At 73.2% G+C, this 10,809-nt stretch carries 8 protein-coding genes and 1 pseudogene; 4 read left to right on the plus strand and 5 right to left on the minus strand.

Going from position 1 to position 10,809, the window contains the following annotated elements; genetic code table 11:
* Window positions 1–4: 4 nt before the first annotated feature.
* The 4 genes from ACFVXH_RS35975 (at window position 5) to ACFVXH_RS35990 (ending at window position 3,352) form a co-directional block, all read left to right on the plus strand.
* Window positions 5–484 (plus strand): protease inhibitor I42 family protein, encoded by a 480-nt coding sequence (locus ACFVXH_RS35975; RefSeq protein WP_387830312.1) that lies wholly within the window; start codon window positions 5–7, stop codon window positions 482–484.
* Window positions 481–876 (plus strand): hypothetical protein, encoded by a 396-nt coding sequence (locus ACFVXH_RS35980; RefSeq protein WP_387830314.1) that lies wholly within the window; start codon window positions 481–483, stop codon window positions 874–876. The genes ACFVXH_RS35975 and ACFVXH_RS35980 overlap by 4 nt, the downstream gene beginning before the upstream one ends.
* A 179-nt stretch (window positions 877–1,055) precedes the next feature.
* Window positions 1,056–1,910: a glycerophosphodiester phosphodiesterase gene (locus tag ACFVXH_RS35985; protein WP_387830317.1), complete on the plus strand. Its 855-nt coding sequence runs from the start codon at window positions 1,056–1,058 to the stop codon at window positions 1,908–1,910.
* A 98-nt stretch (window positions 1,911–2,008) separates the two neighbouring features.
* A complete protein-coding gene (locus ACFVXH_RS35990) occupies window positions 2,009–3,352 on the plus strand; it encodes an MFS transporter (protein ID WP_387830330.1) in 1,344 nt (447 codons plus the stop codon).
* Window positions 3,353–3,442: 90 nt separating this feature from the next.
* Here the strand turns inward: ACFVXH_RS35990 and ACFVXH_RS35995 are convergent, their stop codons facing one another.
* The 5 genes and pseudogenes from ACFVXH_RS35995 to ACFVXH_RS36015 form a co-directional block, all read right to left on the minus strand.
* The gene (locus ACFVXH_RS35995) at window positions 3,443–5,284 is read right to left on the minus strand and encodes a trypsin-like serine protease (protein ID WP_387830320.1); all 1,842 of its coding nucleotides are present in this window, start codon (window positions 5,282–5,284) and stop codon (window positions 3,443–3,445) included.
* A 118-nt stretch (window positions 5,285–5,402) separates the two neighbouring features.
* Window positions 5,403–7,145 carry a trypsin-like serine protease gene (locus ACFVXH_RS36000; RefSeq protein WP_387830322.1) on the minus strand — a complete coding sequence of 581 codons (1,743 nt, stop codon included), beginning with the start codon at window positions 7,143–7,145 and terminating at the stop codon, window positions 5,403–5,405.
* 92 nt (window positions 7,146–7,237) lie between these two features.
* Window positions 7,238–8,809 (minus strand): trypsin-like serine protease, encoded by a 1,572-nt coding sequence (locus ACFVXH_RS36005; protein WP_387830324.1) that lies wholly within the window; start codon window positions 8,807–8,809, stop codon window positions 7,238–7,240.
* A gap of 96 nt (window positions 8,810–8,905) precedes the next feature.
* Window positions 8,906–10,516, minus strand: a complete 1,611-nt coding sequence (locus ACFVXH_RS36010) for a trypsin-like serine protease (protein WP_387830326.1) — start codon at window positions 10,514–10,516, stop codon at window positions 8,906–8,908.
* 43 nt (window positions 10,517–10,559) lie between these two features.
* Window positions 10,560–10,809, minus strand: a pseudogene (locus tag ACFVXH_RS36015) (hypothetical protein); the annotation flags it as partial.

Consider the following 10,809-nt stretch of genomic DNA (forward strand, 5'->3'; position numbering starts at 1 on the left):
CGGCGTGGCAAGGGTGTTCACGGCGGCGTCGGCGCGGAGGCCGGCCCGCGGACCGCTGCGGGCGGTGGCGCTGGCGGCCGTCCTGGCGACCGGGCTGACGGCCTGCGGGCAGGACGCGCCGTCCGGTCCGGACCGCGGCCGGGTGCTCGGCGCGGAGGAGCGCTCGGTCAGCCTCGCCGTCGGCGAGCGCTTCACGATCGCCGTCCGGGACAACTCCTCGGTCGGCGACCGCTGGAGCGTCGCGGCCCCGCAGCCGGACGCCGCGGTCGCGGCCCTGGTCGCGGAGAAGCTCGACCTCCCCGCGGAGTCGAAGACCTCGGACGGCGTCGGCGGCACCCGCTTCTACACCTTCGAGGCCAAGGGCCGCGGGACCACCGCCGTCACCCTCCTCAACTGCTTCCGCAGCTACTGCAACCTCCCCGCACCCAGCGAAGAGAACAGGAACATGGTCGTGCGCAACACCTACCCGGTGACGGTCCGATGAGCCCCGACGACCGCTTCCGTCCCAGGACCGACGAGGAGCTGCGGCAGCTCGACGTGTCCGCCATGCTCCGCTACGGCCTGGCCTTCGCCGGTCCGCACCGGGCCGCGCTGTTCGGCGAGGGCGCCGTCGCGGCGGCGCTGGCCGCCGACGCGCTGGGGGTGCTCCCCCGGTCGCTCGCCTTCCTCGCCGAGGTGGTGCGCAGCGGCGGCGCCCGCTACGCGGCGGACCTCGCCGAGCCGCTGCCCGGGACGGAGCCGGCCCGGCTCGCCCGCGACTGGCTGGGCTCGGCGGCCACCACCGTCACCAGCGTCGACGGCGACCAGCTGCTCGCCCGGTGGCTGGACGCCGTCGCGGAGATCCTCGGCATGCGCCGGGACGTCCGGGGGGCCTGACGGGGCCAGGCGGGGACCCGGCGGGAGGACCTGACGGGGGCCTGGCCGGGGATCCGGCCGGGGGCCCGGCGGCGCGTTACTGCTTGACAGGGTGCGTCATACTGTAACGCGCTGGTACGCCCACGGATCCCGACCCCGTCGGAGCCGTCGGGCCCTCCCCCCGCAGCTCGGAGCACCGCATGCACCCCTTCCTCGACCACCCCGGGCCGCTCGCCTTCGCCCACCGGGGCGGTGACCTCGGGCGCCCCGAGAACTCGCTCGCCGCCTTCGAGGCCGCCGTCGCGCTCGGGTACCGCTACCTGGAGACGGACGTGCACGCGACCGCCGACGGTGTACTGGTCGCCTTCCACGACACGCACCTGGACCGGGTCACCGACCGCGCCGGGGCGGTGGCGGAGCTGCCCTGGGAGACCGTCAGGCGGGCCCGGATCGGCGGGACCGAGCCGGTGCCGCTGCTGGAGGACCTGCTCGGCGCGTTCCCCGGGGCCCGCTTCAACATCGACGTCAAGGCGGCGCCGGCCGTCGGGCCGCTGGTCGAGGCGATCCGCCGGACCGACGCCTGGGACCGGGTCTGCGTCGGCGGCTTCTCCGACAGCCGGCTGGCCGCCGTCCGCGCCGCCGCCGGGCCCCGGCTGGCGACCTCGCTCGGCCCGCGCGAGGTGGCCCGGCTGCGGCTGCGCTCGCTGGCCGAATCGTTCCTGCCCGGGCGCGCCTCCACACGGTCCGGAGCGCCGTCCGAAGCCCCGTCCGGGGCACCGTCCGGGGCGCCGTTCGCCGGGCTGTGCGCGCAGGTGCCGGAGCGTCACCGGGGCGTCCGGGTGGTCGACCGGGCCTTCGTCCGCACCGCCCACCGGCTCGGCCTCCAGGTGCACGTCTGGACTGTGGACGATCCCACACGGATCAGGGCTCTCCTGGACCTGGGTGTGGATGGCATCATGGCCGATCGCATCGACGTCCTGCGGGACGTCCTCGGCGAGCGCGGCTGCTGGACGGACGGCAGTACCGGCTCCAGCACGGTGATGGGAACCCCATGAGCACCACGAACTCGGCGACGCACCTGCCGGACGACCCACCGACCGCCCCCGACGCCGACCCGGCCGCCGCCGACACCGACGCACGCTCCCTGCGCCGGATGCAGTTCGGCTGGTACATCAACGACTGGGCCAACGCCGCCTTCTCGGCCACCGTCCTGACGGTGTTCCTCGGCCCGTACCTGACCACCGTCGCCAAGGACGCCGCCGACGCGGCCGGCAACGTCCACCCGCTCGGCCTGACGATCCGCGCAGGATCGTTCTTCCCGTACACGGTCTCCTTCTCCGTGCTGCTCTCGGTCGCGGTGATGCTGCTGACCGGCACCGTCGCCGACCGCACCGGGCGGCACAAGGAGCTGATGTGCGGCTTCGCGTACGTCGGCTCGCTCGCCACGATGGGGATGTTCTTCCTCGGCGGCGACCGCTACCTGCTCGGCGGCGGGCTGCTGGTGGTCGCCAACATCGCGTACGCGGTCTCGGTCGCGCTGTCCTACGCCTACCTGCCCGGCCTCGCCTCCCCCGACGAGCGCGACAAGGTCTCCTCCAAGGGCTGGGCCTACGGCTACGCGGGCGGCGGACTGCTGCTGATCGCCAACCTGGCGCTGTTCCAGGGCCACGACGCGTTCGGCCTGGACTCCGGCACCGCCGTACGGATCTGCCTCGCCTCGGCCGGCCTGTGGTGGGCGCTGTTCACCATCGTCCCGATGCTGCGGCTGCCCTCCCGGGCCGGCGTGGCCCCCACCGCCCCCGCCGACCCCGCGGAAACCCCGGCCACCGCGCCAGGCAAGCCCGGCAAGCCCGCCGCCGGCAGCCTGCGCGAACTCGGCCGCACCCTGCGCCGGATGCGCGAGCACCCGCTCACCCTGCTCTACCTCGCGGCCTTCCTCTGCTACAACGACGGCATCCAGACCGTCGTCTCCCAGGCCTCGCTCTACGGCAGCGAGGAACTCGGCATGGAGCAGACCTCGCTGGTCACCGCCGTGCTGCTGGTCCAGGTCGTGGCGATCGGCGGCGCCCTGCTGCTCGGCCGGATCGCCCACCGGTACGGCGCCAAGCGGACCATCCTCGGCTCCCTGGTCGGCTGGGTCGTCACCCTGGCCCTCGGCTACTTCATGCCCGCCCACCAGCCCGCCTGGTTCTACGCCCTGGCCTGCATGATCGGCCTGGTGCTCGGCGGCAGCCAGGCGCTCTCCCGCTCCCTCTTCTCCCACCTCATACCGCCGGGCCGGGAGGCCGAGTACTTCAGCTTCTACAAGGTCAGCGACCGCGGCACCAGCTGGATGGGCCCGCTCGTCTTCGGCCTCGCCTACCAGCTCACCGGCAGCTACCGCTCGGCGATCATCTCGCTGCTGGTCTTCTTCGTCATCGGCTTCGCCGTCCTGCTCAAGGTCCCGGTCCGCCGCGCCATCGAGGCCGTCGGCAACCCGGTCCCCGAGCGCCTCTGACCGCTCGCACGACGGACCGGGCCCGGCCGCTCCCCCTGCCTGAGCGGGGAGCGGCCGGGCCCGGTCCTTGAACGGCCCGTGGACGCTTCGTCAGCCGGTGACCATGGTCTTGCCGGGGAGCGTGTTCCAGCTGCTCCACCCGCTCTTCCCCGGCTGGTACGAGGCGTGGTTGAAGGCGCCGTTCTGGCCGGTGGCGAAGAGGTCCAGGGTGCCGGCCGCCGCGTTGAACGTCGCGGTCGGGAAGCGACCGGTGGTGAACCGCCAGTCCCCGATGCTGGTCCAGTCGCTCCACGGCTTGCCGTCGGGCTGCCACGCGGCGCGGGCGAGGACGCCGTTGCCGTCGACCGCGAACAGCGCGAAGCCGCCGGTGGCGGGGTCGAAGACGGCGGTCGGCGAGCCCGCGAACCCGCGGCCGGGGACCTCGTACCAGCCGCTCCACTTCGTCATGCCCGGGGTGTAGTAGGAGTGCGCGACGGCCCCGCTGGTCCGGGTGGCGAAGACCTCCACGACCTTGGTGACCGGGTTGTAGGCGGACGTGGGGCTGCCGGTGAACCTCACGTTGTCGTCCTGGGCGTACCAGGGGTTCCAGTCCTGGCCCGGCAACCAGTAGCTCTGCTTCAGCACGCCGTCGGTGTTGACCGCGAACAGCTCGATGGCACCGGTGGAGGGGTTGTACAGGGCGCTCGGGCTGCCCGTGAACTCCTTGTTGGCCTTGATGTCGTACCAGCCGCTCCACCCCGCCGTGCCCACGGTGTAGTAGGAGTGCGCGACGGCCCCGTTGGTCTGGGTGGCGAAGACCTCCGCGGTCTTCGTCGCCGGGTTGTAGACGGCGGTGGGGCTGCCGGTGAACCTCTTGTCGGTGGGCTGGTAGTACCACTCGACCCAGCCCTTGCCGTCCGGCAGCCAGTAGGTCTGGCAGAGCACGCCGTCGGTGCCGATGGCGAACAGCTCGATGGCACCGGTGGCGGGGTTGAAGACGGCGGTGGGGACGCTCGCGAACCGCCAGTCGCCGCCGACCCGCGTCCAGTCGCTCCAGGTCGTGCCGTCCGCGCTGGAGGAGGACACCACGTGGCGCTCGCTGTCGACGGCGAAGACCGTGGTGGTCTTCCGGACCGGGTCGTAGACCGAGCTGCGGGCGGCCGGGTTGGCGGTGACGGTGTCCCACCAGCCGTCGCGGACCTGGTTGATCCACGCGCCGAGGTCGTCGACCCGGGTGCTGTACGCGCCGGTACGGGTCTCGCCGGCGGGCACGCCCAGGCAGCCGCCCTGCCAGGAACGGGAGGCGACGGCGACCAGCTCGGCCTTGCCGTTGACCTCACGGACGGCGGGGGCACCGGTGTCGCCCTTGCAGACCGCCGCGCCGCCCGTCCCCGTGATGCCGACGCCGGTCGCGCTCACCGTGTCGAGGCTGAACGCGCCGGAGTGGAGCCGGTTCGGGAGCCACTCGGTCTTGGTGCGCCCGTACCCGGGCACCCGCAGGGTCTGGCCGGCGGTCGGGGCGGTGGTGGCGACCGCGATCGGGGCGACGCCGGTGACGGGGACGGCCAGGCGGGCCAGGACCAGGTCGCGGTCCTGACGCGGCGCCAGCTCCACCACGTCCGTCACGACACCGGCGCCCGTGGCCAGGTCGGTGCGCCCGACGGTGGCGGTGGTCTTCCACTTCGGCGCACCGGCGGCCAGTGCCTGCGGCTGCGCCGGGTCGTCGGAGAAGCACGAGGCGGCCGTGGCCACCCAGTAGCGGTCCACCAGCGCGCCGGTGCAGACGCGCACGTTGTCGCCGATCGCCAGGCGGACGGTGTAGGCGTAGGAGCCGTCGGCGGCGGCGTCGCCGACCACGGCGCCGGCCGGGACGATGCTGCACAGCGTGCCGGCGGCAGCGGCAGCGGCGAGTACGCCGGCCCGCCGGGAGCGGACCTGGGACTTGCGGGGCATGAGGGATCTCCAGGGAGCGTTCGGGGAGGACGGCACCCCGCGGGTGCGCGGGGTGCCGGTGGCCTTCGACCGGCGGCCGTGGCGGGCCGCAGCGGGCCTGCCGCGGGTCAGGTGCGGGTCAGGGGGCGGAGGGGCCGCCGTGGAAGCGGACCCAGGCCGGGCCGCCCTGGCTCTGCGGGTCGATGGACCAGAGCGTGCTGTTGGTGTCCCTGACGTACGTGACCAGGTGCTTGCTGACCGGGTCGACGACGGTCTGCGGGACGGCGTCGGCGGCCAGCGCGGTGCCCGACGGGGTGAGCCCGAACTCGGTCCACTTCCCGGTGGCGAAGTCGAGCGCGTTCAGCCGGTTGTTCGGCCCGTTGACGTACACCACGGTCCGGTTGCCGGCCTTGTCGGCGATCGCGACCGGGTCGGTGGCAGCCATCACGCCCCAGTCGCGCCAGCCCGGGCCGAACGGGTCGACGGACCACAGGTGGTTGGCGGCGTCGCGGACGAAGGTGGTGAAGTGCCCGGTGGCCGGGTCGACCACGGTCGAGGGGACCGCGTCGGGGGCCAGGGCCGGCGGGACGAACTCGACCCGGCCGGCGCCCCGGCGGTCGATGGAGTTCAGCCGGTTGTTCGGCCCGTTGACGTACACCACGATGTGGCCGTCGTTCGGGTTGATCACCGGCACCGGGTCGGTGGCGGCCAGCCCGCCGAAGTCGTACCAGCCCTCGCCCTGCGGGTCGACGGACCACAGGTGGTTGGCGGTGTCGCGGACGAAGGTGACCAGGTGGCCGGTGGCCGGGTCGACGACCGTGCGCGGCACGGCGTCGGGGGCCAGCACCGTCCCGGCGGGGGTGGGGACGAACTCGGTCCACTTGCCGGTGGTGCGGTCGTAGGACCAGAGCTTGTTGTCCGGCCCGTTGACGTACACGATCACGTGGTTGTCGGCCGGGTTGGCGATCGCGGTCGGGCGGGCGGCCGCGTAGCCGCCCAGGTCGGTCCAGCCCTCGTTCTGCGGGTCGACCGACCACAGGTGGTTCTTGCTGTCCTGGACGAAGGTCAGCGGGTGCCCGGTGGCCGGGTCGACGACGGTGAACGGCGAGCCGGTGACCTTCGTCCCCGACGGGGTCGAGTGGCGGACGTTGGTGATCCACACGCCGAGGTCGTCGACCCGGGTCGCGTACGCGCCGGTGCGGGTCTCGGCGGCCGGGGTGCCCAGGCAGCCGCCCTGCCAGGAGCGGGAGGCCACGGCCACCAGCTCGGCCTTGCCGTTGACCTCGCGGATCGCCGGGGCACCGGTGTCACCCTTGCAGACCGCCGCACCGCCCGTCCCCGTGATGCCGACGCCCGTCGCGCTCACCGTGTCGAGCGAGAACGCGCCGGTGTGCGGCTTGGCCGGCACCCACTCGTCCTTGGTCCGGCCGAAACCGGGAACACGCAGCGACTGCCCGGCCGTCGGCGCCGAGGTGCCCACCTCCAGCGGCGTCACACCGTCGACCGGCACGGCCAGACGGGCCATCACCAGGTCGCGGTCGGCGCGCGGCACCAGCTCGACCACCTGGGCCGACTTGGCACCGACGGTGGCGGTGGTGTTCCACTTCGGCTTGCCGGCCGCCAGCGCCTGCGGCTGCGCCGGGTCGTCGGAGAAGCAGGAGGCGGCGGTGAGCACCCAGTACTGGTCGATCAGCGCGCCGGTGCAGCCGCGCAGGCTGTCGCCGATGACGATCCGCGCGGTGGTGGCGGAGGTGGTATCGGCCGCGGCGCCGCCGGAGACGGCGCCGGCCGGGGCGAAGGTGGTCAGCGCGCCGGCGGCAGCGGCCGCGACGGCTGCCAGCACACCCGCCCGCCGCGGGCGGAGCTGGGACTTGCGGGACATGGGGACTCCCCTTCGGGTCGGTGGGTGGGAGCCCGCGGGGGCGGTCGGTCTCGCGCCGACGGCCCCCGCGGGGCACGGGTGCGGGACCCGGGTCAGCCGGCGGTGGCGGCGAGGCCCTGGATGCCGCTGCTGTCGACCTTGTAGAAGGTGGTCCAGCTGCCGTCGGCCTTCTTGTCGGCGGTCCAGATCTTGTCGTCGCTGCCGATCGCGAACAGGCGGATGGCGTCGCCGATGGTGGTGGCGGCGACCTGCTTCACACCGAGGGCGTCGGGCACCTTCTCGAAGGTGGTCCAGGGGCCGTTGCCGGTGCTGTCGGTGGTCCAGATCTGGCTGTCGGCACCGACCGCGAACACCCGCACGGTGTTGCCGATCGTGGTGGCGGCGATGTGCTGGATGCCGCTGCTGGGGATCGCCTCGAAGGTGCTCCACGTACCGGCGGTGTAGTCGCCGGTACTGGTCCAGATCCGGTTGTCGCCGCCGATCGCGAACAGCCGCACGGTGTTGCCGACGACAGTGGCGGTCACCTGCTTGATCGCGCTGCTGGGCAGCGGCGAGAACGCGCTCCAGGTGCCCGCGGCGTAGTCGCCGTCCGCACCGTAGATGCGCTCGTCGCCGCCGACGGCGAACAGGCGCACCTTGTCGCCCATGGCGACGGCGGTCACCTGCCGGATGCCGCTGTTGCCCGGCACGACCTCGAACGGCGACCAGGCGCCGGAGGCGTCCCTGGTGGTGGTCCGGATCCGCTGGTCGCTGCCGATGCCGAACAGTCGCACCTTGTCGCCCATCGTGACGGCGCTGACCTGCCGGACGCCGCCGCTGTTCGGCACGGCCTCGAAGGTGCCCCACACGTTCGTGGTGTACGCGCCCTCGTTGGCCCAGATCTGGCTGTCGCCGCCGATCGCGAACAGCCGGCTGGCCGGACGGGAGACCCGCACCTGGTTCACCCAGCCGGCGAGGTCGTCGACCCGGGAGCTGAACGCGCCGGTACGGGTCTCGGTGGCCGGGGTGCCCAGGCAGCCGCCCTGCCACGAGCGGGAGGCCACGGCCACCAGCTCGGCCTTGCCGTTGACCTCGCGGATCGCCGGGGCACCGGTGTCACCCTTGCAGATCGCCGCGCCACCGGTACCGGTGATGCCGATCGCGGTCGCGCTCACGGTGTCGAGGGTGAACGCGCCGGTGTGGAGCTTGGACGGCACCCACTCGTCCTTGGTCCGGCCGAAACCGGCGACGCGCAGGCTCTGCCCGGCGGTCGGGGCGGCGGTGGCGACCGCGAGCGGGGCGATGCCGTCCACGGGCGTGGCGAGACGGGCCATGACGAGGTCACGGTCGGCGCGCGGCACCAGCTCGACCACCTCGGCCGACTTGGCGCCGAGCGTGACGGTGGTCTTCCACTTCGGCTTGCCGGCCGCCAGGGCCTGCGGCTGCGCCGGGTCGTCGGAGAAGCAGGAGGCGGCGGTGAGCACCCAGCTGCGGTCGACCAGCGCGCCGGTGCAGGCGCGCAGGTTGTCGCCGATCGTCAGACGGGCGGTAGAGGTGTAGGTGTTGTCGGCAGCCTCGGGGCCGACCACGGCACCGGCCGGAGAGACGGCGCTCAGCGTGCCGGCGGCGGCGGCCGCGACCAGCACACCCGCCCGACGGGAACGGAACTGGGACTTACGGTACATCAGGAATTCCCCCCTGAGGAGTTGCGAGAAGGTGGCGTCCCGCCGGACCGGCGACCGGACGGCGGTCGGTCCGGCGGGACGCGGTGCTGGCCGGAGTCAGCTGGTGGTGGCGGCGGTGATCGCCTTCACGCCGAAGGCGCCGCCGGGGACCTCGGTCCACGGCGTCCACTTGCCGGCGTTGTAGTCGGCGTCGCGGGTGTAGACCTTGGTGTCCTCGTTGACGGCAACGACGTGGACGACGTTGCCCTCGGCGCTGCTGGAGATGGCCTTCAGGCGGTTCTCGCTGACCTTCTGCCACTGCGGGTCCCAGTGGCCGAGGTCGTAGTGGCCGTAGGTGGTGAACAGGTCGCCGGCGCCGCCGATGATCTGGAGGTCGACGGTGTTGCCGCGGGCGGCGGCGGTGATGCCCTGGACGCCGACGGCACCGCCGGGGATCTCGCCCCACGGGGTCCAGCTGCCGTCGGGCCGGTTGTCGCGGGTGTAGACGCGAAGGTCCTCGTTGACGGCGAAGACGTGGACGACGCCGTCAGGGGTGGTGGCGCTGGTGATGGACTTCAGGTTGTTGGTGCCGACCTGCTCCCAGTTTCCGCGCCAGCTGCCGGCGGCGTAGTCGACGCTGGTGCTGTAGAGGGAACCGTCGGATCCGATGATCTGGAGGCTGACGGTGTTGCCGCGGACCGCGGCGGTGACGCCCTGGGCACCGCCGGCGCCGCCGGGGACCTCGCCCCACGGGGTCCACACGCCACCGACCTTGCCGTCGTGGGTGTAGACCTTGCCGTCGGAACCGACGGCGTAGACGTGCACGGTGTCGCCGATGGCGACGCTGTCCACGGCGGTCAACGAGACTGTGCTGACGGGCGACCAGGAGCCGAGCCAGCCGCCGGCCCTGGAGTCGTCGACGGTGTTCCACATCCTGTTGTTGATGTCGATGATCTGGAGCTGCAGGCCGGCCTTGACCTCCGCCGTGCGGGAACGCAGGCCCTTCACCCAGTCGCCGAGGTCGTCGACGCGGGAGCTGAACGCGCCGGTACGGGTCTCGGTAGCCGGGGTGCCCAGGCAGCCGCCCTGCCAGGAACGGGAGGCCACGGCCACCAGCTCGGCCTTGCCGTTCGTCTCACGGATGGCGGGAGCGCCGGTGTCCCCCTTGCAGACCGCCGCGCCGCCGGTGCCGGTGGTGCCGATGCCCGTCGCGCTCACGCTGTCGAGGCTGAACACGCCGGTGTGGAGCTTGTTCGGCACCCACTCGTCCTTCGTCCGGCCGAAACCGGGAACGCGCAGGCTCTGCCCGGCCGTCGGGGCGGCGGTCGCCAGCGGCAGCGGGGCTATGCCGTCGACGGGCGTGGCGAGACGGGCCATGACGAGGTCACGGTCGGCGCGCGGCACCAGCTCGGCCACCTCGGCCGACTTGGCGCCCACCGTCACGGTCGTCTTCCACTTCGGCGCACCGGCCACCAGGGCCTGCGGCTGCGCCGGGTCGTCGGAGAAGCACGAGGCGGCCGTGACCACCCAGTAGCGGTCCACCAGCGCGCCGGTGCAGCCGCGCAGGTTGTCGCCGATCACCAGGCGGGTGGCGGCGGTGTAGGTGTTGTCGGCAGCCGCGTCGCCGACCACGGCGCCGGCCGGAGAGAAGGTGCTCAGCGTGCCGGCGGCCGCAGCCGCGACCAGCACACCCGCCCGCAGGGAGCGGGGCGAGGAGTTGCGAGGCATATGTGTATTCCCAGACGGTGAGGAACGGATGCGCGGGTGGCTGTCAGCCGGTGACGGTCAGTTCGACGAGGCTGGTCGAGGCGCCGTTGTTGCCTTCGCCGACCGGTTGGAAGCCGTCCTTGGGGACGTCGAGGGTCTTCTGGGTGGTGCCGGTGGTGAGGCCGGCCCGGACCGCGCGGCCACCTGCGGTCTGGATACCGAAGACCTCGGGCAGTTGGAGGGAGAGCGACCCGGTGGTGCCGGAGACGGTGAAGCAGATCTGGTTGTCCGGGTTGCCCGGGGCCAGGGTCCAG

The organism is Kitasatospora sp. NPDC058184, from assembly GCF_042883725.1.
Taxonomy (GTDB): Bacteria; Actinomycetota; Actinomycetes; order Streptomycetales; family Streptomycetaceae; genus Kitasatospora.

Excerpts from the sequence above, each read along its gene's own strand:
- ACFVXH_RS35995 (WP_387830320.1), bottom strand. The coding sequence starts at position 5,284 with ATGCCCCGCAAGTCCCAGGTCCGCTCCCGGCGGGCCGGCGTACTCGCC.
- ACFVXH_RS36000 (WP_387830322.1), bottom strand. The coding sequence starts at position 7,145 with ATGTCCCGCAAGTCCCAGCTCCGCCCGCGGCGGGCGGGTGTGCTGGCA.
- ACFVXH_RS35990 (WP_387830330.1), top strand. The coding sequence starts at position 2,009 with ATGCAGTTCGGCTGGTACATCAACGACTGGGCCAACGCCGCCTTCTCG.
- ACFVXH_RS35980 (WP_387830314.1), top strand. The coding sequence starts at position 481 with ATGAGCCCCGACGACCGCTTCCGTCCCAGGACCGACGAGGAGCTGCGG.
- ACFVXH_RS36010 (WP_387830326.1), bottom strand. The coding sequence starts at position 10,516 with ATGCCTCGCAACTCCTCGCCCCGCTCCCTGCGGGCGGGTGTGCTGGTC.
- ACFVXH_RS36005 (WP_387830324.1), bottom strand. The coding sequence starts at position 8,809 with ATGTACCGTAAGTCCCAGTTCCGTTCCCGTCGGGCGGGTGTGCTGGTC.
- ACFVXH_RS35985 (WP_387830317.1), top strand. The coding sequence starts at position 1,056 with ATGCACCCCTTCCTCGACCACCCCGGGCCGCTCGCCTTCGCCCACCGG.